Origin of the sequence: Methylorubrum podarium (genome assembly GCF_040270385.1) — a bacterium.
In the GTDB taxonomy this organism is placed as follows: domain Bacteria; phylum Pseudomonadota; class Alphaproteobacteria; order Rhizobiales; family Beijerinckiaceae; genus Methylobacterium; species Methylobacterium podarium.
In genome coordinates this window covers 1-22,189 of record NZ_JBELQE010000122.1, presented here as the reverse complement: position 1 = coordinate 22,189, position 22,189 = coordinate 1, and the positions used below count along the sequence as shown (strand labels likewise).

The window sequence follows — 22,189 nt, the reverse complement described above, 5'->3', positions numbered from 1 at the left end:
TCGCCGATCAGACCGGCGTCTTCAGATCCTTGCCTTGCCGCGCTTTCCTCGCCGAACCGGCCGCCACGTCGTCGGAAAGCGCGCTAGTCGGAGCGGTAGGAACCGCCCGTCCGGCTGACGGCCTCGACCGGGGGCCGCCGTCCGCCCTTCCGCCGCCGCTCGCGGAGCAGGCGCCCGCCGAGCACCCAGGCGAGGCCGAACGGCTCCACGAGGTAGCGCGCCGCCAGGCGACGGGGGTCCTTGAACAGGCGGTAGGCCCACTCGAACCCGAGCCAGCCGAGCCAGCGCGGCGGCGTGACCTGATCGCCGGCGAAGTAGGCGAAGGCGGCGCCGCCCAGGCCGACGACGGGCACGTCGATCTCGGCGAGGTAGCGTTCGACGAAGATCTCCTGCCGCGGCATGCTCATCCCGACCACGAGAAGATCCGGCCGGCTCGTCCGGATGTCGTCGAGCACCGCGCGGCAGGCTTCGGGGTCGTCGAGATCGAAGAAGCCGTTCCGACCCTCGATCGCGAGGTCCGGCCAGCGCCGCCTCGCCTCCTCCAGGCCGGTGTCGAGGACGGCCTGGGTGTGGCCGAGGACGAAGACCCGGCGGCCCTCGCGGCCGGCGCGCTCCAGGGCATCCTCGAACCAGTCCGCCCAGGTGGTGCGCTGCTGCGGCACCACGGGCTTGCCGAACAGGCGCAGCAGCCAGATCACCGGCATGCCGTCAACGATGACCTTGACCTCGGGCCGCGACAGCAGGGCCCGGTACTCGGGCACGCGTTCGTACATGTAGAGGCCGTGCAGGTTCGCACCCGCCAGCACGACCTGTTGGCCGGACGTGCGATCGGCGAACAGGAAGTCGAGCAACTCGGCCTTGCGCAGCGGATGGAAGCGATAGCCCAGCATCCGGAGTTCGGGCGGCTTGCTGGCCGCCCGGTCGAGCGTCGTCTGAGACATGATGCTCTCCCGATCAGCCGGCGTTTCGGTAGGCGACGGAGGAGAACAGGGTCAGGATCAGGATGCGCAGATCCAGGCCGATCGACCAGTTGTCGATGTACCAGAGGTCGTGCTCGACCCTCTTGCGCATCTTGTCGTCCGTGTCGGTCTCGCCGCGGAAGCCGTTGACCTGCGCCCATCCCGTGATGCCGGGCATGATGTTGTGGCGGCGGTGGAACAGCCGGATGCGGGCGGCGAACGTGTCGTTCAGGGCGATCGGGTGGGGCCGCGGCCCGACGAGCGACATGTCGCCGATCAGCACGTTCAGGAGCTGGGGCAGCTCGTCGAGGTTGGTCCGCCGGATGAAGCGCCCGACCCGGGTGATCCGGGCATCGTTGCGCGTGGCCTGACGGAACGCGGCGCCGTCCTCCATCACCCGCATGGAGCGGAACTTGAACACGCGGATATGCCGGTTGCCGTAGCCGTGCCGGTTCTGCCGGAAGAAGACCGGCCCGCGGGAGTCGAGCTTGATCGCCGCCGCGACCGACAGCATCAGCGGAAGCAGGGCGAGCAGCATCGCCGAGGCGATGGCGACATCGACCACGCGCTTCATGACCTTGCCGAGGGCGTTCAACGGCGCGTTCGCGACGGCGATCGATGCCTGGCCGCCGATCTGGGCCGAGCCCGGCGCCGGACCGCCGAGGACGGTGAACGGAAGGAGGTGCACCGTCGCCGGCGTCTCCGACAGGGCCGCCGTGACCCGCTCGGTGAGGTCGCTCTGCCGGGCGGTCGGCACCACCACGACGGTATCGATGCTGTTCTCGCGGCAGGCCCCGAGAACGTCGTCGATCAGATGCTTCTCGGACTCCCGGTCATCGACGAAGTTCCACGCCAGGATCCTGACGATCTTCTTGCCGTCGGCGCGCAGCTTGTCGCAGAACTTGTGCTCGGTGATCATCGACACGACCCGAGCGCTGTCGCCGACGATCAGCATCCGGCCGGTGATGACCCGCCCCTCGGCGATCCAGCGGCGCAGACGCAGGCAGAAGACGGTGCGGGAGAGCATCGTCAGGGCGGTCACCGCCAGGAACTGGCAGATGAGGGCGCCGCGGGAGACGTCGTCCGACAGCTTGGCGACGAAGATCACCGTGATCAGGACGGCGAAGGCCCGCAGGCAGGCGGTGAGGCCGGACCACGTCACGGCCGCCGTCGAGCGGGTCGCGATCTGCTGGTAGTGACCGCGGGCGACGCTCCAGACGACGATGGTCGCCGACGCGATCCAGGCCGCGGCCAGCAGCTCGCCCCCGTTCTGCGCCCAGCCGAGCATGATGTAGGCGTAGGCGAAGTTGACGGAGGCGCCGATGGCCAGGCTAGCCACCGCCTCGTACGCACCATATGCCAGAAGGATCTTCTCGACCGGCTGGATGTTCTTCGCGGATACTGTCGAATCAGGCTTTTCTAACGCGAGTCTTGGCAAGTTGAGGGTGATTTTAGACATGCCAAAAGTTACTCCCCTCGACACTGGCGAACGGAATGCCCGACTCGAATGGTCGTTTCCTACCCATGAATTGTTTTTGAGGTTTTTAGTTGTCTTTTTTGATCGCAGCGAAATCGACCCATAGGAATATTAATGCATGAAGGATCTTAGACAGTAATATTCTGGTTTTAATCCACGATTTCACGTGTTGGATTTTTTTATCGGGTCATGCTGGCGTTTAACTTTTTTCTAACCATTCGGGGTTGATTGTAAACCCCACCCTCGGCCAAATTTTATGCAATCTCAGCCCGATTTTCACTCGAAAGTACGCTTTGCCGGCACATCGAATGCTTTATGTCTCGCAGGAGTTGCCCTGCGTGATGCCCTGATCAACCAGTGATTGCCGAATGCATCAAACGTTAAACGCTCACGGCCATGCCGGTTGCGTGGGTGAAGCAATTTTTTAACGAAACGACCGCAACCGAATCGCTGATCCCGACATCGCGCGCGCGCAGATTCGAAATCGCGGCGTCCCGATCAACTTTCGATTGATCGATATACAGCAAAGCACCTCGGCGGCCGGCGATGCACTCGAATCGACGCCGTCATGTCGGACTTCGCGCCGCACCCGCGCACCGAACGACTGCCGCCGCTCCGCCGTCGACTGTGACGGCCCGCTCCGTCACGGCAGGGAAGCGGGCGAAGACCCGGATGGTCGCGTTCTGATCGCGCGACACCCGTGCCGGCGACGCCCGAGCGGGACCGCTGCGCGCCCTTCCGCCGCCTTGCGCTGGATCAAGGCACCCGTTCCGGGCGGCACCGAGGATGGTGCCGTCGAGCGGAGGGGGAGGCCCCGGGAGGCGAGAATGGCGTACGCGAACATCCTGGTCTCGGTCGATCTCGACGGGACCGCCCCCGACCGCGTCCGGCTCGCGGCCGGCCTCGCCCGGCGCTTCGAGGCGACCCTCACCGGGGCGGCCGCCTGCCAAGTGCCGGGGCCGGACTACGTGCGCGACATCGGCGAGATCGACGACGAGGAGCCGCGCTACGAGGAGACGGCGCGCACCCTGCTCGAACAGGCGCGGGCCGTGTTCGACGCCGCCGCCGACGCCCCGCTGCGCCGCGACTGGCACGCGGCTCTGGCCAGCCCGACCACCGATCTCGTCGCGCGGGCGCGGGCGGCCGACCTTCTCGTGGTGGGACGCCGCGGTCCCGACGACGCCCCGCCCGGCACCCTCGGCGTATCGCCCGGCCCCGTGCTGATGGAGGCCGCCCGCCCGGTCCTCGTGGTACCCCCGCGCACCGGGCGCCTCCGCGGTACCCGGATCGTCGTGGCCTGGAAGGACGGCCCGGAAGCGCGCCGGGCGGTCTCGGCCGCGCTCCCCTTCATCCGGGAGGCGGATCAGGTCTTCGTCGTCAGCACCGGCGAGGGCGCCCGCAACGAGGGCGCGGAGGAGGTCGCCGGCCACCTCGCCCGTCACGGCGCGTCGGTGACGACGCACCTGCTGCGCACCGCCGTGAGCGACGGCGACGAGCTCCTGCGCTTCGCCCTGAAACAGGAGGCCGACCTGATCGTGATGGGCGCCTACGGTCGCACGCGCCTGCGCGAGTGGCTGTTCGGCGGCGTCACCCGCGAGATGCTGCACCGCAGCCCCCTCCCCTGCCTGATGTGCCACTGATGCGCGTTGCGAGCCTCCTCCGGGTCACCGCCCTGCTGCTGACCCTCCTGCCGGTCGCGGCCGCGGCCCTCGATGCCCGCGCCCGGCGCGGCGAGACCATCGCGCGGACGAACTGCGCCCGCTGCCACGCGATCGGGCGCGTCGGCGCGAGCCCCCTGGCGGAGGCGCCGCCCTTCCGCGACCTGCACCGCCGCTATCCCGTCACGGACCTGGCCGAGGCGCTGGCCGAGGGCATCACCACAGGTCACCCGGCGATGCCGGAATTCCGGCTCGATCCCGACGAGGCCCAGGCCCTGATCGCCTATCTCCGGAGCCTCGAACGGTGAGGCGCCTCAGTTCGCCGCGAGCTGTTCGAGCCGGGGAATGTCCAGCAGGCGCACCCCGCCGGGCACGATCAGGATCGCCTTCTCCCGGTCGAGCCGGGTCAGCATCCGGCTCACGGTCTCGATGGTGAGGCCGAGATGGTCGGCGATGTCCTGCCGGCCCATCGGCAGTTCGACGGTGACGGACTCGTGCCCGATGCGGCCGTAGCGCGCGCGCAGGCCGAGCAGGAAGCTCGCCACCTTCTCCTCGGCGGTGCGGCGGCCGAGCAGCATCATGTGATCCTGTGCCAGCGTCAGTTCATGGCCGGCCCGCTCGTAGAGGCGCTGGAGAAGGTGCGGCGTCCGCGCGACGAGGGCGGCGAAGCCGCGCCGCTCGAACCGGCAGAGCGCCGTCGGCACCAGCGCTTCGGCGGTGACGGTGAAGCGCTCGGGGAGAGCCAGTCCGAGGAAGTCGCCGACCAGGGCGAAGCCCATCACCTGCCGGCGCCCGTCCGGCAGGAGCCGCGACAGGCGCAAGGCCCCCTCGGTGACGTTGTAGACGGCGCCGGCGCGGTCGTCCTGCTGGAACAGGGCCCGGCGCGGGTCGAGATGGACGGGCTGGCTCAGCGCCTCCAGATCGGCGAGTTCCTCGCGCGTCAGGGCGGCGCAGACGCTGACGAGGCGGACCTTGCACGCGGCGCAGCCGCCCTCCGAGCGGTCGTGCGCGCAGGCGTGCCCGTCCGACATCGGCTCGACACCGGCGCTCTCGACAGAGCTCTGCATCGGAAACCTCCCGTCCGCGGCCCGCTCCCTTCGACTCAATAGCCTGTGCCTGCGCCGCTTGGGAAGTCGAAACCGGATCGCGCCGATGGTGAAGCACGATCAGGCCAAGGCGTTGCGGTGGTTGAGGCCTAGTCCTCCGTTCGGACAGCCTCTTCTTCATCCGGGATTCCGATTCTATTGTTTCCACCGAACTTGATCGCGATCGATGACCTGAACGGTTTCCTCCGTATTCGGCGACGAAAACTCTGAAGCAGCGGCACGGTCGATCTTGGGGCCGATCAAGGACGCCTCCGATCCGCCCCCCCGATTCGAAGGCCGGTCCCGCCCGGAGCGGCCGGCGGCGGGCGTCGCCGACGCCGGTTCCCGGCGGTTCACCGCGAACCCGACAGCCTCCGGACAGTACAGAGCCGCTCGGCAGAGCGTTAAGGGGATATTTCAGCTTTCGCGATAGGCTTCACGAAAGACCGGAGCATACGATGGCTGATATCTGGGCAAGCTATTCCGAGGTTGGGCAGCTCTGTGCCTGCTCGGCCGACGAGGCGCGCGGCCTCATTCGGATGCGGGGTTGGCCGCGGCGGCGCTGCAGCGACGGCGTCACCCGCATTAAACTGCCGGCCGATCTGGCGCAGGCCTTCATCCAATCGGCCGCGCTGCGCCTCGATCTCGACCGTCTCGCGGATCTGAACGTGGCACGGCTCAGGGCCGTCACGGCGCAGCCGGATCTCGGCCTCCCGGTTCAGCAGCGGCTGGCGTAACGGCCGGAGCATCGGGCGCGCATCCTCGGCGAAGCGACACCCGAATCGTCGACGGGCGCGCCGAAGGAGCCGGAGACGCCGGCCCGATGTCACCCGATCGGCCGGCCCGCGAGAGCGGACAATGCGGCGCAGGACGTGTCCCATAACCGGCTGGACAGGGCGCGCCATATGCTTGATAAATTCTCGGATTAACCTGCGGCCTCGTCGTAGAGAGAGGCTAAATCAGAAAGTTTTGCTGCATTGCAGCGAAAAACTCGATCGATTGCGCGATTTCTTGCCGTGAATATCGCATCGATGCGAACGCTGGGAGGCACGAAACCTCGCGCGGGTGGAGAGGGTTGATGAGCGGGTTCGTGCTTCTGGTGATCTCCGTCGCGATGGGCTTCGCGCTCGCGTTCTATCCGAGCTGGCGCCTGATCGCGATCATCAACTCCGTGTTCTTCGTCGTCGCCGTCTCGGCAAAAGTCGCGGCGGGTGAGAGCGTTCTATTTGCCGCCTTCTATGCGCTGCTCTACTTGATCGTCGTCAGCGCCTGCTTCGTGGCGTCGAGCCTGCTTCTCGATGCCGTCAACGACCGGAAGGCCGATCAGGACGCCGCCCTGGCGGATCGGCACCGATTCGCATGGGACGGCAAGAGCTGGGGCAGCAAGAACAGCCGCCAGCCCGGTGAAGCGAACAACCCGGATTCCTGATCCGGCGCGCGCCGGGCGGACGGCGCGGACTTTCGATCGCCCTCGACGAGGCCGGTCGCCGCGCCCGGATCGACGCCCTCAATCCGACCCGAGCGAGACCCGGCCCGCGGGAAGCCGGAGATCCGGGCGGTGGCTCGTCAGCACGACCACGCGGCCGTGCCAGTGCGCGAGCAGGCGCCGGAGAATGCGCGCGGCCTGATCGTCGCCGAGATGCTCCGCGGGCTCGTCGAGCAGGATGACGGGGGCGGGGCTCAGCCACGCACGGGCGAGGTTGAGGCGTTGCGCCTCCCCGAGGGAGAGGCTGCCCTCGGCGATCCAGGCATCGAGGCCGCCGGCGGCGCGGATGCGGGCATCGAGTTCGACCGCCTCCAGCGCCGCCCACAGCTCCGAATCGGCGGCGTTCCGCGCGAACAGGTTCTCGCGCACGGTGTCGGACAGGATCGCGGCATCGTGCAGGCTCAGATGCGTCAGCGCCCGCCGCTCCGCCGCCGGGCGGCGGGTGCCGCCGAGGCGGATCGCCTCTCCGGGCCGCTCCGCGCTCCAGCCGGCGAGCGCCTTCAGCAGGGTGGTCTTGCCGCAGCCGCTGGGGCCGACGAGGGCGAGCGGCGTGCCGGGCACGACCGCGAGGTCCGGCGCCGGACCGAGGTCGCGCCCGTCCGGCGCCCGCAGGCGCAGGCCGTGCAGGGTCAGGGCGCCGGGGGCCGGACCGGCCCGGGGGCTTGGCTCCGCGGCGGCACCCTCCCCCACGGCGAGGGATGGGCGGGCGAGGCGGGCCCGCACGGAACCGAGCAGCGCCCGCGGCAGGGCGAGGACCGGCTCCGCGAGTGCGAGCCACGCGAAGGCCAGGAAGACGGCGGGCAGGAGCCCGGTGCCGCGGGCACCCGCGCTCCAGGCCGCGAGCGGCACCGCCAGCGCGAGGACGGGGCCGGCGAGTGCCAGCACGGCCTCGAACCGGGCGAGCGCCCGCCGTCCGGCGGCGGTCTCGCGCTCGGCATCGCGGAGCGGATCGAGGGCGATCCGCAGCGCGGTGGCGCGCCGCCCCTCGGCGTCGAGCGGCACGGCCCCCGCCAGCGCCGTCCCGAGATCGGCGGCGGCGGCGCGGCGGGCCCGGCGCACCCACGCCTCGGTTGCCGCGAGCCGTCGCAGCGCATGCCGGGCGGCGAGGGCGCCGGCCAGGGCGAGCGCGGCGACGGCGGGGAGCGCCAGCGGCGCGACGAAGGCGGTGGCGAGCACGAGGCCTGCGACCGCCGCACCGGTGATGGCGAGGGGAAAGCCGACGCGCAGCCGGGCGTAGTCGAGATCGGCCACGTCGTCGATGAAGTCGGCGAGCCGCTCCGGGCGTCCGAGCTGCCAGCCGGCGCCGCGGCTCTCCGGCGCCCGCGCGAGCGCCGCGAACAGGCCGGCGCGGCGGCGGACCTGATCGCTCAGCGCGGCGCGGTGGCCGGCCATGCGCTCGCCGTAGCGCGCGCCGGTGCGCAGCAGCGCGAACAGGCGCACCAGGGCGGCGGGGTGGTGGAAGTTGAAGGCGAAGGCCGCCGGCCCGGCGCCGGCCAGGGCCACCGCCGCCAGGAAGGTCACGGCGGTGCCGGCGAGCGCGAGGTTCGCCGCGAGCGCCAGCGCCGCGAGGGCGAAGGCGAGGGTCCAGGCTCGGGTCGTGTCGGCGCGGCCGGAGCCGGTGCGCGTCGTCTCGGAGCGGGTGCGCATCACGCGGCCTGCCTCTCGGAAAGGGGGGCCCAGAGGGCGATGCGCCGGTCGGCCATCGCCGCCAGTGCAGGATCGTGGGTCGCCACGACGACGAGGCGGGTGCGGGCGGCGCGGGCGAGGGCGTGGCGCACCCGCGCGGCGTTCGCGGGATCGAGCTTGGCGGTCGGCTCGTCGCAGAAGCCGGTGCCCGGCCGCAGCAGCAGGCGCGCCACGCCGACCCGGACCCGCTGGCCGCCGGAGAGGTTTTCGGCCCCCGCCCGCACGGGGGCGTCGAGGCCGCCGGGCCAGTGCGGGTCGTCGCCGAGGCCGAGGGATGCGGCGGCGGCGGCCACCGCTTCCGGCGTCGCGGGCGTGCCGTCGGCGATCGCGGCAGCGAGCGTGCCGGCCGGGATCGGCGTATCGAGGGAGACCCAGGTCGCCCGCAGGCCCGGCCCAGGAAGGCGCACGGCCCCGGCGAGCGGCGCCTCGACGCCGGCGAGCACCCGCAGCAGGGTCGATTTGCCAGCCCCGCTCGGCCCGGTCAGGGCGACGAGGCCGGTCTCCGGCAGATCGAAATCGGCGACGGGCCCGGCATGGGGCAGGACGAGGCCGCGGGCGCCCGGCACCGCGAGGACCGGACCGGCTTCCCGCGCCGTCTCGGCGTCCTCTGCGAAGACCCAGGCGAGCGAAGCGGCCGCGGCCTCCCCCTCCGCCTTGGCGTGGTAGAGCTCGGCGTAGCGGCGGAACGGCAGGAAATATTCGGGCGCGAGCAGCAGGATCAGCAGGCTCTGCCACAGCGCCAGATGCGCGAAACCCGGCACCTCGGCAAGCCCGAGATGGCCGAGCCCGAGGAACACCGCCAGGATCGCGATGGCCAGCGAAGCGAAGAAGTCGAGCACGCCCGCGTTGAGGAAGGCGACCGCCAGCACGCCCATGGTGCCGTCGGCATAGGCCCGGAGCCGCCGGTCGAGCTTGTCCGTCTCGCGGGGCAGGCCGTGGGCGGAGAGGATCGTCGGCAGGGTCCGCACCCGGTCGGCGAACTGGGTGGCGAGCCGCCCGAGCGCCGCCTCCTGCGCCGCGGCCCGGTCGCGGATCATGCCGCCGACGAGGGCGAAGAACACGATCATCACCGGCGTCGCGAGGAGCAGCGCCAGAGCCGCCTGCCACGAGACGAGGGCGACCGCGCCCGCCGTCAGCACCGGCCCGAGCCCCATCATCCGCCGCGCCGCGGCATGGCCGACGACGAGCCGGGCGAGCGCCGCCGGGTGCCGCTGCAAGCCTGCGATCACCGCGCCCCGCGGCAGGTCGGCGGCGGCCCGCGCCGGCATGGCGGCGAGCCGCGCCTCGGCGGCATCGAGGAGCGCGGCGGCGACCTCGGCCTCCAGGGCGGCCCCCCGCGTCTCGATCGCGTATCCGAGGCCGGCCCCGGCGAGGAGGCAGGCCCCGGCGAGGCCGAGCGCGAGCTCGTCGAGGCCGCCGGTCTCGATCAGCGCGCCGGCGAGCCGCGCCAGCGCCACGGCGAGCCCGAGGGTGACGGCGCAGCGCAGGGCCTGGAGCCCGTGGACGCGTGACACGCCGGCCCGCGCCGTCCTGCGGGCGAGGACGAGCGCCGCGGGTTCGGAAGAGGCGGGTCGGGCGCGGGCGCGGAGGGATCGTCGGGTCATGCCGCCTTGTGCGGCTCAAGCCGCCGGGGCGGCTTTGATCTGCGTCAAGGCCGCGGCGGCGCGGCGGCGCGAGAGGCAGGATCGGACAAGGAGCCTCCCATGACCGATCCGCTGCTCGTCGATCTGTCGCGCCTGCAATTCGCGCTGACGGCGATGTACCACTTCCTGTTCGTGCCGCTGACGCTCGGACTCTCGATCCTCGTGGCCATGATGGAGACGGTCTACGTCATGACGCGCCGCAAGATCTGGCGCGACATGACCAAGTTCTGGGGCCTCCTGTTCGGGATCAACTTCGCGCTGGGCGTCGCCACCGGCCTGACCATGGAGTTCCAGTTCGGCATGAACTGGGCCTACTACTCGCACTATGTCGGCGACGTGTTCGGTGCGCCGCTCGCCATCGAGGGCCTGATGGCCTTCTTCCTCGAGGCGACCTTCGTCGGGCTGTTCTTCTTCGGCTGGGACAAGCTCACGGCGCTGACCCACTGCGTCGTCACGTGGCTGATGGCGCTCGGCACGAATTTTTCGGCGCTCTGGATCCTGATCGCCAACGGCTGGATGCAGAACCCGGTCGGCTCCGCCTTCAACCCCGACACGATGCGCATGGAGGTGACCGACTTCGCCGCCGTGATCCTCAATCCGGTGGCGCAGGCGAAGTTCGTCCACACGGTCTCGGCCGGCTATGTCTGCGGCGCGGTGTTCGTGCTCGGCGTCTCGGCCTTCTACATCCTGCGGGGCCGGCACCTCGAACTCGCCAAGCGCTCCTTCACCATCGCGGCGGCCTTCGGGCTGGCCTCGGCGCTGAGCGTCGTCGTGCTGGGCGACGAGAGCGGCTACGCCGTCACCGACCACCAGAAGATGAAGCTCGCCGCCATGGAGGCGATGTGGCACACGGAAGCCGCGCCCGCCGCCTTCACCGCTGTCGGCATCCCGGATCTGGAGAGCCGCACCACCCGCTACGCGCTCCACATCCCCTACGCGATGGGCCTGATCGGCACCCGCTCGCTGACGACCGAGATCCCCGGGATCACCGAACTCGTCGCGCATGCCAAGGACCGGATCCGCAACGGCCTCGTCGCCTACGCCGCGCTGGAGCGGATCAAGGCCGACCGCACGGATGCGGCGGCCCGCGAAGAGTTCGCCCGGACGCAGCAGGATCTCGGCTACGCGCAGCTCCTCAAGCCGCTGATCGGCGACCCGCTGAAGGCGACCGACGCGGATATCGACCGGGCGGCGTGGTCCACCGTGCCGCACGTGCCCTCGCTGTTCTTCACCTTCCGGGCGATGGTGGCCTGCGGCTTCCTCCTGATCGCCCTGTTCGGGGCCGCGCTCTGGTACACGGCCCGCGAGGCCGAGGCGCCGCGCTGGCTGTTCCGGGCCGCGCTGCTGGCCCTGCCGCTGCCCTGGATCGCGATCGAGTTCGGCTGGTTCGTCGCCGAGTTCGGCCGCCAGCCCTGGATCATCGAGGGCGTGCTGCCGACGGCGCTCGCGACCTCCGAACTCGGGGTGGCCTCGCTCGTCACCACCATCGTCGGCTTCACCCTGGTCTACGGCGTGCTCGCGGTGATCGAGGTGCAGCTGATGCTGCGGGCCATCGCCAAGGGACCCGAGACGCTCGCCGAGGACCCGGCCGCCCTCTTCCCCGGCGGGCGCCGGACCGATGCCGGCCTCGTCGCCGCCGAGTAGCCCTCCCCTCTCCCTCCGGCGCCGGCGGCCCTCGCCGTCGCGCCGGCCCCTCCCCCGAGGAGTTCCTGTCCATGCTCGCCCTTCTCTCGGACTACGAAAGTCTCCGCCTGATCTGGTGGGTGCTGCTCGGCGTGCTGCTGATCGGCTTCGCCCTCACCGACGGCTTCGATCTCGGCGTCGGCGCCCTGCTGCCCTTCGTCGGCTGCACCGACGTCGAGCGGCGGGTCGCGATCCACACCGTCTCCGCCACCTGGGAAGGCAACCAGGTCTGGCTGGTGCTCGGCGGCGGCGCGATCTTCGCCGCGTGGCCGGCGCTCTACGCGCTGAGCTTCTCCGGCTTCTACCTCGCCATGTTCCTGGTGCTGCTCGCCCTGATCCTGCGGCCGGTGGCGTTCAAGTACCGCTCCAAGCGGGAGGGCGCGGCCTGGCGCGCGCGCTGGGACTGGGCGCTGTTCGTCGGCGGCGCGGTGCCGGCCCTGATCTTCGGCGTCGCCGTCGGCAACGTGCTCCAGGGCGTGCCCTTCCACTTCACCGGCGACCTTCGCCCGATCTACGGCGGCGGCCTGCTGGGCCTGCTCAACCCGCTGGCGCTGCTCTGCGGCCTCGTCTCCCTGGCGATGCTGGTGGCGCACGGCGCGGCGTGGCTCGCCTTCAAGGCCGAGGGACCCGTCGCCGAGCGCGCCCGCGCCATCGGGCTGAAGGCAGCGCTCGCCACCGCCGCCCTGTTCGCCCTCGGCGGCCTCCTCGTCTGGGCCGGGGCCTTCGGCGGCTACCGGGTGGTGACGCCGCTGCCCGGCGACGGCCCGTCCAACCCGCTGACCAAGGAGGTCGTGGCGGATGCGGGCGCGTGGCTCGCCAACTTCCGGGCCTCTCCGGCGCTCGCCCTGGTACCGCTCCTCGGCATCCTCGGCCCGCTGCTCGCGGCTCTGGGCTTCCGCGCCCGGCACGAGGGGCTGACCTTCCTGGCCTCCAGCCTCGGCATCGCCTGCATCATCGCCACCGTCGGCCTGTCGATGTTCCCCGTGATCCTGCCCTCGAGCACGCATCCGGGCCACGCGCTCACCGTGTTCGACGCCTCCTCCAGCCGGGCGACCCTGCGCAACATGCTGATCGCGACGGTGATCTTCCTGCCGATCATCCTCGCCTACACCGCCTGGGTCTACCGGGTGCTGTGGGGCAAGGTCTCGGACCGCGACGTCACCGCCCCCGGCTCGGCCGCCTACTGACGCTCCCGGCCCCGGCGCCGCTGGGGCCTCCTCTCGCCTCGGGAATCGCGACGATGTGGTATTTCGCCTGGATCCTCGGCCTCGGACTGGCCGCCGCGGTCGGCGTGCTCAACGCCCTCTGGTACGAGTTGCGCGCCGTGCGCGAAACCCCGCCTGAGGTCACGCCGACGCTGCCGACCCCGTGAGGCGTCGTGACCGGTCTCGGAGCCGGTGTGACCGATCCGTTCCGGCGATCACCACGATCCTCATGCTGAGGCGCTCGCGGCACGCGAGCCTCGAAGCACGCCGCGACGCCTCTCCCGACAGACCGGTGCCCTGGAATCGACCGTTCGGGCGTGCTTCGAGGCCGAGCTGCCGCTCGGCGCCTCAGCATGAGGGGCGGGGAGCGTGCCAGAACACCTCAGACGAAATGGCCCTCAGCCGCAGATCAGATCGATGTCGTGCCGCCTGAGGCGGTCGGCGAAGGGCTCGGGCGGCGGCCGGTCGGTCACCACGGTGAGCGGCGCGGCGAGGTCGAAGGTCTGGAGGTTGGCCTGGCGCCCGAACTTGCGGGAATCGGCCAGCAGCACCGCCCGCCGCGTCTGGCCCCGCAGCGCCCGCCGCAGGACGGATTCGTGCTCCTCGTAGTCCATCCAGCCCTGGGCGAGGTCGCAGGCGGCGATGCCCATGATCGCGAGGTCGAAGAAGTGGCGCCTCGCGTAGTCGACGGTGTCGTAGCCGACCAGCGCGTTGTCGTTCGGCCGCAGCCGGCCCGGCGTCAGGTTCACCCGCGCCGGGCTGTCGGCGAGCAGCAGCGCGAGGTCGATCGAATTCGTCGTCACCGTGAGCTTGCGGGTGGTGAGCCGCCGGGCCAGCGCCAGCGTGGTGGTTCCGGTGTCGATGAAGATCGACATGCCGTCCTCGACCAGACCCTCGGCCAGCGCGGCGACGCGGCCCTTCTCGCGGCTGTTGAGCCCGCTGCGCTCGGTGAGCGGCCGCTCCTGATCGAGGCGCGGCCGAACCGCGCCGCCGTGGATGCGCCGCAGCAGCCCGCGCTCCTCCAGCATCTTCAGGTCGCGCCGGATCGTCTCGTCGGAGACCGCCAGGGCGGCGGCGATGCTGGTGACGCCGACGCGCCCGGTCTGCGCGAGCTGCGAGAGGATCTCCTCGTGGCGATGATCGGTCAGCATCCCGGCCCTGTCCCCTTTGCGCTCAGGATAGCGCCGCGGACACGGACCGGTCGCGTACAATTTCCAAGACGTGCACAGGGCGCGAGAACCACCCCATGCACGCCCTCCACTGAAAGCCCGCCCGGCAAGGGCCGGGCGGGCTCTCGTTCCGATGGCGAGGGATCAGGCGTCGAGGGCCGGGGCGCGGCGGTGATGCGTCGCCTGCTCGTAGGCGTAGGCGTAGGCGAGGAGGTCGCCCTCGCTCCACATCCGGCCGACGAAGATCAGGTTGAACGGCGAGCCGGAGGCGTAGGCGCCCGCCGGCAGCGTCACCCCCGGCAGGCCGGCGATGTTGATCTCGCAGACCGTGGTCTCCAGCAGCGTGCCCGGCCCGTGCAGCGGCGGCAGCTCCGCCCGCATCTGCGGGAAGACCAGGGCGTCGAGTTCGTGCGCCGCCATCACCCGATCGAACAGGGCGAGATAGGCCTCGCGGGCGGCGAGGAAGTCCGAGAGGTCGGGCGGGCTCGCCGGGTCGGCGAGGCAGGCGGCGAGCCCGCGCAGGTTGGTGATCGGGTGCAGCACGCCGCCGGGCGCGAAGGCGTCCTCGGCCTTGGTGGCCTCACTGAACGCGGCGAAGCTGCGGAGCGCCACGTCCGGCCCCATCCGTTCCAGGTAGAGCTGGAGGTCGTAGGGCGCGGATTCGAAGCCGCGGGCGTCGAAGTAGACGAGGCCCGGCGTCGGCTCGGCGATGGAGGCGAAGCCCGTGCCGGAGAAGGGATCGGCCACCACGGTGGCGCCGGCCGCTTCGAGCTCGGCTTGCGCGCGGGCGTAGAGGGCGGTGGCCTCCTCCGAGAGCGGCAGGTCGCGCCAGCCGGGTCCGTAGAGGCCGAGGCGCTTGCCCGCCAGCGCGCCCGCGTCGAGGCCCGCCGCGTAGCCTCCGGCCGGGCGCTTGCCGATGCCGGCCACGGTCTTGGGGTCGGCGGCGGTGTAGCCGGCGAGCGCGTCGAGGGTGAGCGCGGCGTCGCGCACGCAGCGGGCGATCGGCCCGACCACGTCGCGGGTGCTGCCGGCGAGCGGCATCACGCCGGCATTCGGCACGAGGCCGAAGCTCGGCTTGATGCCGACCAGGCCCTGCGCCGAGGCCGGGTTCTGGATCGAGCCGCCGGTCTCCTCGGCGAGCCCCAGCACGGCGAGGCTCGCGGCCACCGCCGTGGCGGTGCCGGCGCTCGACCCGCCGGGGATGCGGTCGGGCGCCGCCGGGTTGAGGGTGGGGCCGGCCCAGCTGTCGTTGGCGTGGCTGCCGGTATGGCTCAGCACCGGCACGTTGGTCTTGCCGAGGATGACGCAGCCGGCCGCGCGCATCCGCGCCGTCACCGGCGCGTCGGTCGCCGGGATCAGGTCGACGCCGCCGGCCTCGGCGCTGAGGAAGTGCCAGCCGCCGGTGCTCGGCAGGCCGGCCATGTCCATCGTGTCCTTGATGACGACCGGCACCCCGGCGAGCGGCCCCAGTTCCTCGCCCGCGGCGCGGCGGGCATCGATGGCGCGGGCGTCGTCGAGTGCCCGCGGATTCATCACGATCAGCGCCTTGTAGCGCGGGTTGTAGGTCTCGATCCGTGCCAGGAAGGCCGCCGCCAGCGCCTCGGCGGTGACGCGGCCCTCGGCAAAGGCGCGCTGGCAATCCTCGACCGTCATCTCGATCAACTGCGCCGCCAGGGCGTCCTCGGTCGCCTCGGGGGTGACGGAAAGGGCCAATGCGTTCATCTCGATCTCGCGCTCCGCAACTTTGAAGACGGCGAGGCCGATTCCGTCCCGTTGGAATCGCTCACGCGGATCGTCCGCGCGGGGGCTTGAGCGGGGACTCGCGTGCTCGCCGTCACCGGTTCTCACGGCCGGCGCGAGCCTTCTGGCAAGGGCCATGCCACAAAACCCACAAATCCCTCGGAACGGGCTCGGCCGGGGCGTCGCCCGATTCGGGGCACGGCCGGCCGAGCGGACGCTTTTTTCGCGCGCGGAGCCGCGCGCGGCGCGGTCCGCCCGACGGAGCGCCTCGGCGGGCGGCGGCGAATGCGGCCCGCGTTAACCGGCCCTTAAGCGTAAACCGCCCTCCCCTATAGGGCAGGCATGCCAATCCCGGTCCCCTGCGGCCGGCCGGCTGGGCCGGCGGAGCCCCCGTATGCTGGATTCCATCCGGATCTCGCTCAAGGTGCTGAACGCGGCCCAGCTCGCCCTGATCGCGGCGGCGGCGCTTCTGCTCGCCTGGATCGGGAGCGCCCTGATCGGCGCCGGCCCGGCCGCGGACGGGGCGCAGCGGGCCGCGGCGACGGGCGCGCGGGCCTTCGCCGAGGCGGTCGATGCGGAGCTGCACGGCGGCGTCGCGGATGCGCGGACCCTCGCGCTGCTGCTGCGTCCCGGCGATCCGGACCTGGGCGAGGCCGAGCGCGCGGCCCTGTTGCGGGACTGGCTCGCGCTCAACCCGCGCTACGGGGATGCCGCCCTGATCGGTCCGGACGGGAGCGTGCGGGCCGCCGCCGATCCGCGGCGGATCGGCGGCAGCGTCGCCCGCCAGCCCTGGTTCGCGCGGGCGCGCAACGCCGAGATCGTCATCGCCACCAACGACGGCGACGAGACGGCGCCCTTCGACGTCATCCTGTCCCTCGGGATGCCGGGCCGGGCCGACCGGATCCAGCTTCGCGCCGGCCCCGCCTTCCTCGAGATCGGCCCGCGCCTGCGCCGGGCGCTCGATCTGCCCGACACGGTCACCTTCACGGTGAGAGGCGCCGACGGGCGGGTGCTCGCGGGCACCGCCTCCGCGCCCTGGGGCGAGCACCGCTCGGCCTCGGTGCCGGTTCAGGGCGGGCGCGAACTCGGCTCGCCCGGCTGGGTGGTGACCGCCGCCGCGCCGCCGGGTGCGGCGAGGGGTGCGCTCCCGGACGGGCGCGTGCTGGCGCTGGCGCTCGCCGTGGTGGGGGCCGCCGCCGCGCTCGGCTACGCCCTGGGCGGGCGGGCCGCGCAGCCGCTGCAGCGCCTCGCCGCGGGCGAGGCCGGGCCGGAGGAGGCCGCCGCGTCGCCGGTGCGCGAGATCGCGGCGCTGAGCGAGGCGGTCGCCGGCCGCTCCCGGAGCACCGGGACGGCCCTGGCGCTGGCGGGGACCGGCCTCGACCGGATCAAGGGCCGGCTCCAGACCTTCGAGGCGATGTCCGGCTGGACCTGCTGGGAGATCGACCCGGAGACGCGCCGGGTCGTCTGGTCGGATGCCGACAGCGCCGGGACGGTGACGGCCTCCGACCACGCCACCGACCTGTCCGATCTCGCCGCGTGGTTCGAGCCGGAGGACTACGCCCTCCTCAACCTCACCCTCGACGCGGCGCGCCGGGCGGACGGTCCGCACGACGTGGTGCTGCGCGCCCGCGCCGACGCCGCCGAGCCCGTTCCCGAGGCGGAGCGGCGGGTGCTGGTGCGCTTCCTGCGCGAGGCGGGGGACGGCCGCCGCATCCACGCCCTGAGCCGGGCGATCGGCGACGGCGGCGCGGAGACGCCCGAGGGGCTGAACGAGCGGCGGCGCGACGTCGTCCTGCGCCGCGTGACCGACGGCATCGTCCACGATTTCAACGACGTGCTGACGGTCGTGTCCGCCAATCTCGGCACCCTGCGCCGCCGCCACGGCCTGGCGCCGGAGCCGGCGCGCCTCGTCGACACGGCGCTCTCGGGCGCCGAGCGCGGGGCGGCGCTCACCCGGCGGATGCTCAGCCTCGTGCGCGGCGAGGACGAGGGAATCGCCGAGTGCGACCTCGGCACGACGGTCGAGGCGGCGCTCGCCTTCATGGGGGCCAACGTGCTGCGCGACGTGCCGGTCATCAACCGCGTCCCCGGCGACCTGCCGCGGGTGCGCTGCGCCGAGCGCATCCTCGAAGTGGTCCTGCTCAACCTCGCCTTCCATTTCCGCGATCACGGGCTTCGCGGCTTCGCGGTCGGCGCCGTCGAGGATGAGGGCGCGGCGGAGACCGGGTCCGGCCTGTCGGCCGGCCTCCATGTGCGCCTCCTCGTCGCCAGCGGGCAGCACGAGGTCGGCCGGCCGGCGCGTCCCGCGCGCCCCGAATCGCTGGAGACCGTGGCCCGGCTCCTCGCCGGGATCGAGGCTGGCTGGCGCCTCGTCTCGGATGGCACCGGCGAGGACGCCTTCGTCGCCGAGATCTGGCTGAAGGCCAGCGGGCGGCGGCCGGCGGAGCCGCCCCTGTGGCAGCCCGCGCTCCGCGTCCTCCTCGTCGAGAGCGACAGCCTCGTCCGGGCGAGCGTGGCCGAGGCGCTGGCCGCTCTCGGCCACGAGGTGGTCCAGGCGGCCTCGGGCGAGCACGCGCTGGCCCTCCTGTGCGAGAGCGCGGCCTACGACGCCATGGTGGCCGACCAGTCGATGCCGGTGATGACCGGCCTGCAGCTCGCCGCGACGGTGGTCGAGCGCTATCCCGACATCCGCATCATCCTGGCGAGCCCCCACGGGCACCTGCCGGCGGCGGCGCGGCAATTCCTGCAGCTCGACAAGCCGTTCCGGCCCGACGACCTCGCGGCGGTGCTGAGCGCGGCGGCCCCGCAGGTCCGGGCGGCCTGAGACCGGGCGGCATCGTGAACGCCGGTTGCGGTCTTCCGGTTGATCGCGCCGGGGTCTTCCCCACTCCGTCATCGCGAGCGAAGGCCGCATGACAAGATGTCAGCCGAGATGAACTAGGCTTTTTCCGTTTTCGGGAGGCTCCTGTTAACCCTGGACCCCGATAAATCGGTGCGTAGCGTGTGCGTATCCGAGGATCGAATGGCTGTGGTTTCTCGCAACCATCAACGGACTCCCGGGATCATCTGTGTTCTCGCCTGCGGCCTCGCGGCCGTGTTCGCCGCCCCGGCCCGTGCCGCCGACCTGCCCGCCCCGGCCCCCGCGGCGGCCAGCGTCGACTGGTACACCGGCGCGCAGGCCCAGGCGGTGGACGACAGCTGGGCGGTGGCCGTCGACGGTTCGACCAGCATCACCTCCAACTCCTCGGCCTTCGGCTCCGTCACCGTCACGACGGCGCTCGGCAGCCCGCCGACGGTGAGCGGCGCCCGCGTGCGCGTCGAGGGCGTCGCCGGCACCTACGCCTATCCGGGGCAGGCCGTCGGCGCGCGGGTCACCGGCTATCAGCAGGAGGGCTCGCTGCTCGCCGGCTACGAGTGGATCTGGCGGGACGCGGCGCTCGCCGGCTATGTCGGCTTCAACGTCCGCAGCAACCAGCTCTCGATCCCCGACCCCGGAAACCCGGTCGTCGGCACCGGCGTCGGCCTGAAGGTCGCCGGAAACTTCTACGCGACGCCGACCGACCGGACCATGGTCTCGGCCTACGGCTCCTACTCGACCAAGTTCAACGCCTACTACTCCCGCTTCCGCGTCGGCTACATGGTCGCCGACGGCGTCTATATCGGCCCGGAGGCCCTGTTCCTCGGCGACGACTTCTTCCGCCAGTACCGCGTCGGCGCCCACCTGTCGGGCCTGAGCTTCGGCCCCGTCCAGATGTCGCTCGCGGTCGGCTACGTGCGGGATCGGGTACAGGGGACGGGCTATTATTCGAGCATCGAGGCGCGGGCGAATTTCTGAGAGCCGGATCACGCTTCGAACGGCTCCGGACAATCCGCCGCCTTGCCCCTCCGTGTGAGCGCGAAGTACTGCCGGTCCCGGCGAGACTTGATCTCCGCATCAGGAAGACATTCCTCCGTATTGCAATTTGCGGGCGCAAAGGTCCTTTCGCCCGCCGGCATATTTTTCTACGGATGACGCGACGCCCTCGAGCGCAAAATCAACCCTATTCGCAGAGTGGGGCGGCCGACTCGTGAACGCATCCGGAAATCGTCGCATTTCCATGGTGGACCCGTCCACAACGCAGGGGTGGCGAGTGTGATACGTGCGCTGCGGTGGCTGGCGTGGATGGGAACGACGGTTGCCGGCCTCATCCTGCTGAGCCAGCCCGTCGGGACACAGAACCAGCTCGCCATGAGCCTGGCCGCCATGGCGGCGATGATCGTGCTGTGGCTGTTCCTCGACGGGCCGCGCACCCGCTTCGTCTTCCTGGCGCTCGGGAGCCTCGTGGTGCTCCGCTACATCCTGTGGCGGGTCACCGACACGCTGCCCTCGCCGGGCGATCCGGTCAGCTTCGGCTTCGGCCTGCTGCTGCTGCTGGGCGAATTGTACTGCGTCTTCATTCTGTTCGTCAGCCTGATCATCAACGCCGACCCGCTCAGGCGGCCGCCGCCCCCGGCGGCGCGCGCGGCCGACCTGCCCACCGTCGACGTCTTCGTGCCGAGCTACAACGAGGACGCCGCCATCCTGGCGATGACGCTGGCCGCCGCGCGCCAGATCAACTACCCGCCCGACAAGCTCACCGTCTGGCTCCTCGACGACGGCGGGTCGGACCAGAAATGCGCCGACCCGAACCCCGAGAAGGCGCGGGCCGCGCGCGAGCGGCGGCGCGACCTGACCGCCCTCGCCGAGCAGCTCGGCTGCCGCTACCTCACCCGCGCCCGCAACGAGCACGCCAAGGCGGGCAACCTCAACAACGGGCTGGCCTTCGCCACCGGCGAGATCGTCGTCGTGCTCGATGCCGACCACGTCCCGTTCCGCTCCTTCCTGAGCGAGACCATCGGCTACTTCGCGCAGGACCCGAAGCTCTTCCTCGTCCAGACCCCGCACGCCTTCCTCAATCCCGATCCGATCGAGCGCAACCTGAAGACCTTCGAGCGGATGCCGTCGGAGAACGAGATGTTCTACGCGGTGACCCAGCGCGGGCTCGACAAGTGGAACGGCTCGTTCTTCTGCGGCTCCGCCGCCCTGCTGCGCCGCACCGCCCTCGACGAGGCCGGCGGGTTCTCGGGCATCACCATCACCGAGGATTGCGAGACGGCGTTCGAGCTGCATTCCCGCGGCTGGACCAGCGCCTACGTCGACAAGCCCCTGATCGCCGGCCTCCAGCCCGAGACGCTCACGGCCTTCATCGGCCAGCGCTCACGCTGGTGCCAGGGCATGTTCCAGATCCTGCTCCTGAAGAACCCCGCGCTGCAGCGGGGGCTCAAGCCGATCCAGAAGATCGCCTACCTCTCCAGCATGACGTTCTGGTTCTTCCCGGTGCCGCGGCTGATCTTCATGTTCGCGCCGCTGCTGCACATCTTCTTCGACCTGAAGATCTTCGTCGCCAGCGTCGATGAGTCGATCGCCTACACGGCGACCTACATCGTCATCAACCTGATGATGCAGAACTACGTCTACGGCAAGTTCCGCTGGCCCTTCGTCTCGGAGCTCTACGAGTACGTTCAAGGCCTCTACCTGTCGAAGGCGATCGTCTCGGTGATCTGGTCGCCGCGCAAGCCCACCTTCAACGTCACCGACAAGGGCGTCAGCCTCGACCACAACCATCTCTCGTCGGCCTCGCTTCCCTTCTTCGCCGTCTACTTGCTGCTCGCGGCGGGCTGCGCGGTGGCGACGTGGCGCTACCTGTTCGAGCCGGGCGTGACCAACCTGATGCTGGTGGTCGGCCTGTGGAACTTCTTCAACCTGCTGACCGCGGGCGCGGCGCTCGGGGTCTGCGCCGAGCGCCGCCAGCTGGAGCGCACGCCCTCCCTCGCCATCGACCGGCGCGGCCAGATCACGCTGGGGGGCCGGGCGATCGACGTCGCGATCGAGCGCGTCTCGGCGGAGGCCTGCACCGTGCGCCTGCCCGCCGCCCTGCTGCCGGCGGGGGTCGGACACCGCGCGCTGACCGGCGCGCTCACCGTCGTGCCGGTGGCGGGCGCGCGCCCGGCCGGCGCCCTACCGGTCACCCTGGAGGGGATCGAGCGCGCCAAGGACGAGGCCTTCGCCCGCCTGAGCTTCGGCCGCCTGCGCCCGCAGGACTACGTGGCCCTGGCCGGCCTGATGTACGGCGACGCGGAGGCGATGCGCCGCTTCCAGATGCGCCGTCGGCGCCACAAGGACATCCTCGCCGGCACGCTGCAATTCATCTGGTGGGGCCTCTCCGAGCCGGTGCGCGCCGCGCGCTACGCGCTCACCGCCGACGCGCGCCCGGCCGCGGCTCCCGTGCTCGACGGGACCTCGCCGATCTACGACGCGCCGGAACAGGCCCCGACCGGGGCGAACCTGCCCGAGCCGCTGCTGCCCGCCGCGGCGCCGG

At 71.5% G+C, this 22,189-nt stretch carries 17 protein-coding genes; 10 read left to right on the top strand and 7 right to left on the bottom strand.

Features of this window, described 5'->3' with window-relative positions:
- Positions 1–83: 83 nt before the first annotated feature.
- Both ABS772_RS23270 and ABS772_RS23265 read right to left on the bottom strand, forming a co-directional pair.
- Positions 84–941: a WecB/TagA/CpsF family glycosyltransferase gene (locus ABS772_RS23270; protein WP_238255244.1), complete on the bottom strand. Its 858-nt coding sequence runs from the start codon at positions 939–941 to the stop codon at positions 84–86.
- Positions 942–954: 13 nt separating this feature from the next.
- Entirely contained in the window at positions 955–2,298 is a 1,344-nt protein-coding gene (locus tag ABS772_RS23265) for an exopolysaccharide biosynthesis polyprenyl glycosylphosphotransferase (protein WP_238255245.1), read from the bottom strand.
- A 965-nt stretch (positions 2,299–3,263) separates the two neighbouring features.
- Between ABS772_RS23265 and ABS772_RS23260 the strand changes: the two genes are divergently transcribed.
- Both ABS772_RS23260 and ABS772_RS23255 read left to right on the top strand, forming a co-directional pair.
- A complete protein-coding gene (locus ABS772_RS23260) occupies positions 3,264–4,076 on the top strand; it encodes a universal stress protein (protein WP_350397061.1) in 813 nt (270 codons plus the stop codon).
- Positions 4,076–4,402 carry a c-type cytochrome gene (locus ABS772_RS23255; RefSeq protein ID WP_350397059.1) on the top strand — a complete coding sequence of 109 codons (327 nt, stop codon included), beginning with the start codon at positions 4,076–4,078 and terminating at the stop codon, positions 4,400–4,402. Before ABS772_RS23260 ends, ABS772_RS23255 begins: the two co-directional genes overlap by 1 nt.
- Before the next feature lie 6 nt (positions 4,403–4,408).
- On the opposite strand, the gene ABS772_RS23250 is transcribed toward ABS772_RS23255, so the two are convergent.
- Entirely contained in the window at positions 4,409–5,161 is a 753-nt protein-coding gene (locus tag ABS772_RS23250) for a Crp/Fnr family transcriptional regulator (RefSeq protein ID WP_238255248.1), read from the bottom strand.
- Positions 5,162–5,637: 476 nt separating this feature from the next.
- Here ABS772_RS23250 and ABS772_RS23245 point away from each other — a divergent pair, with 476 nt between their 5' ends.
- Positions 5,638–5,916 (top strand): hypothetical protein, encoded by a 279-nt coding sequence (locus ABS772_RS23245; protein WP_350397058.1) that lies wholly within the window; start codon positions 5,638–5,640, stop codon positions 5,914–5,916.
- Positions 5,917–6,269: 353 nt separating this feature from the next.
- On the top strand, positions 6,270–6,608 hold the full coding sequence (locus ABS772_RS23240) for a hypothetical protein (RefSeq protein WP_350397056.1): 339 nt from the start codon (positions 6,270–6,272) through the stop codon (positions 6,606–6,608).
- Positions 6,609–6,686: 78 nt separating this feature from the next.
- Here ABS772_RS23240 and ABS772_RS23235 read toward each other — a convergent pair whose 3' ends face one another.
- Together ABS772_RS23235 and ABS772_RS23230 are read right to left on the bottom strand one after the other, a co-directional pair.
- Complete coding sequence (locus ABS772_RS23235) at positions 6,687–8,312, bottom strand: ATP-binding cassette domain-containing protein (protein ID WP_350397055.1); 1,626 nt, start codon at positions 8,310–8,312, stop codon at positions 6,687–6,689.
- Positions 8,312–9,955 (bottom strand): ATP-binding cassette domain-containing protein, encoded by a 1,644-nt coding sequence (locus tag ABS772_RS23230; protein WP_350397054.1) that lies wholly within the window; start codon positions 9,953–9,955, stop codon positions 8,312–8,314. The genes ABS772_RS23235 and ABS772_RS23230 overlap by 1 nt, the downstream gene beginning before the upstream one ends.
- Positions 9,956–10,054: 99 nt before the next feature.
- Here ABS772_RS23230 and ABS772_RS23225 point away from each other — a divergent pair, with 99 nt between their 5' ends.
- From ABS772_RS23225 to cydX, 3 genes are all read left to right on the top strand, one after another.
- Positions 10,055–11,638 carry a cytochrome ubiquinol oxidase subunit I gene (locus tag ABS772_RS23225; RefSeq protein WP_350397053.1) on the top strand — a complete coding sequence of 528 codons (1,584 nt, stop codon included), beginning with the start codon at positions 10,055–10,057 and terminating at the stop codon, positions 11,636–11,638.
- A gap of 71 nt (positions 11,639–11,709) precedes the next feature.
- The gene (gene cydB, locus ABS772_RS23220) at positions 11,710–12,864 is read left to right on the top strand and encodes a cytochrome d ubiquinol oxidase subunit II (RefSeq protein WP_350397051.1); all 1,155 of its coding nucleotides are present in this window, start codon (positions 11,710–11,712) and stop codon (positions 12,862–12,864) included.
- 53 nt (positions 12,865–12,917) lie between these two features.
- Entirely contained in the window at positions 12,918–13,049 is a 132-nt protein-coding gene (gene cydX / locus ABS772_RS23215; RefSeq protein ID WP_012453227.1) for a cytochrome bd-I oxidase subunit CydX, read from the top strand.
- A gap of 231 nt (positions 13,050–13,280) precedes the next feature.
- Here the strand turns inward: cydX and ABS772_RS23210 are convergent, their stop codons facing one another.
- Together ABS772_RS23210 and ABS772_RS23205 are read right to left on the bottom strand one after the other, a co-directional pair.
- Positions 13,281–14,033, bottom strand: a complete 753-nt coding sequence (locus ABS772_RS23210; protein ID WP_350397050.1) for a DeoR/GlpR family DNA-binding transcription regulator — start codon at positions 14,031–14,033, stop codon at positions 13,281–13,283.
- A gap of 162 nt (positions 14,034–14,195) precedes the next feature.
- Positions 14,196–15,773 carry an amidase gene (locus ABS772_RS23205; protein ID WP_350397049.1) on the bottom strand — a complete coding sequence of 526 codons (1,578 nt, stop codon included), beginning with the start codon at positions 15,771–15,773 and terminating at the stop codon, positions 14,196–14,198.
- A 412-nt stretch (positions 15,774–16,185) separates the two neighbouring features.
- On the opposite strand from ABS772_RS23205, the gene ABS772_RS23200 reads away from it, so the two are divergent.
- The 3 genes from ABS772_RS23200 to bcsA all read left to right on the top strand — a co-directional run.
- On the top strand, positions 16,186–18,615 hold the full coding sequence (locus tag ABS772_RS23200) for a response regulator (RefSeq protein WP_350397048.1): 2,430 nt from the start codon (positions 16,186–16,188) through the stop codon (positions 18,613–18,615).
- A gap of 198 nt (positions 18,616–18,813) precedes the next feature.
- The gene (gene bcsS, locus ABS772_RS23195) at positions 18,814–19,626 is read left to right on the top strand and encodes a cellulose biosynthesis protein BcsS (RefSeq protein WP_350397047.1); all 813 of its coding nucleotides are present in this window, start codon (positions 18,814–18,816) and stop codon (positions 19,624–19,626) included.
- Between the two features lie 327 nt (positions 19,627–19,953).
- Positions 19,954–22,189: UDP-forming cellulose synthase catalytic subunit (bcsA, locus tag ABS772_RS23190; protein WP_350397046.1), on the top strand; the 2,236-nt coding region annotated here is incomplete at its 3' end.

What these genes read in the sequence shown, in the direction of transcription:
- ABS772_RS23270 (WP_238255244.1), bottom strand. Translation starts at nt 941, where the DNA reads ATGTCTCAGACGACGCTCGACCGGGCGGCCAGCAAGCCGCCCGAACTC.
- ABS772_RS23260 (WP_350397061.1), top strand. Translation starts at nt 3,264, where the DNA reads ATGGCGTACGCGAACATCCTGGTCTCGGTCGATCTCGACGGGACCGCC.
- ABS772_RS23255 (WP_350397059.1), top strand. Translation starts at nt 4,076, where the DNA reads ATGCGCGTTGCGAGCCTCCTCCGGGTCACCGCCCTGCTGCTGACCCTC.
- ABS772_RS23250 (WP_238255248.1), bottom strand. Translation starts at nt 5,161, where the DNA reads ATGCAGAGCTCTGTCGAGAGCGCCGGTGTCGAGCCGATGTCGGACGGG.
- ABS772_RS23245 (WP_350397058.1), top strand. Translation starts at nt 5,638, where the DNA reads ATGGCTGATATCTGGGCAAGCTATTCCGAGGTTGGGCAGCTCTGTGCC.
- ABS772_RS23235 (WP_350397055.1), bottom strand. Translation starts at nt 8,312, where the DNA reads ATGCGCACCCGCTCCGAGACGACGCGCACCGGCTCCGGCCGCGCCGAC.
- ABS772_RS23230 (WP_350397054.1), bottom strand. Translation starts at nt 9,955, where the DNA reads ATGACCCGACGATCCCTCCGCGCCCGCGCCCGACCCGCCTCTTCCGAA.
- ABS772_RS23225 (WP_350397053.1), top strand. Translation starts at nt 10,055, where the DNA reads ATGACCGATCCGCTGCTCGTCGATCTGTCGCGCCTGCAATTCGCGCTG.
- cydB (WP_350397051.1), top strand. Translation starts at nt 11,710, where the DNA reads ATGCTCGCCCTTCTCTCGGACTACGAAAGTCTCCGCCTGATCTGGTGG.
- cydX (WP_012453227.1), top strand. Translation starts at nt 12,918, where the DNA reads ATGTGGTATTTCGCCTGGATCCTCGGCCTCGGACTGGCCGCCGCGGTC.
- ABS772_RS23210 (WP_350397050.1), bottom strand. Translation starts at nt 14,033, where the DNA reads ATGCTGACCGATCATCGCCACGAGGAGATCCTCTCGCAGCTCGCGCAG.
- ABS772_RS23205 (WP_350397049.1), bottom strand. Translation starts at nt 15,773, where the DNA reads ATGAACGCATTGGCCCTTTCCGTCACCCCCGAGGCGACCGAGGACGCC.
- ABS772_RS23200 (WP_350397048.1), top strand. Translation starts at nt 16,186, where the DNA reads ATGCTGGATTCCATCCGGATCTCGCTCAAGGTGCTGAACGCGGCCCAG.
- bcsS (WP_350397047.1), top strand. Translation starts at nt 18,814, where the DNA reads ATGGCTGTGGTTTCTCGCAACCATCAACGGACTCCCGGGATCATCTGT.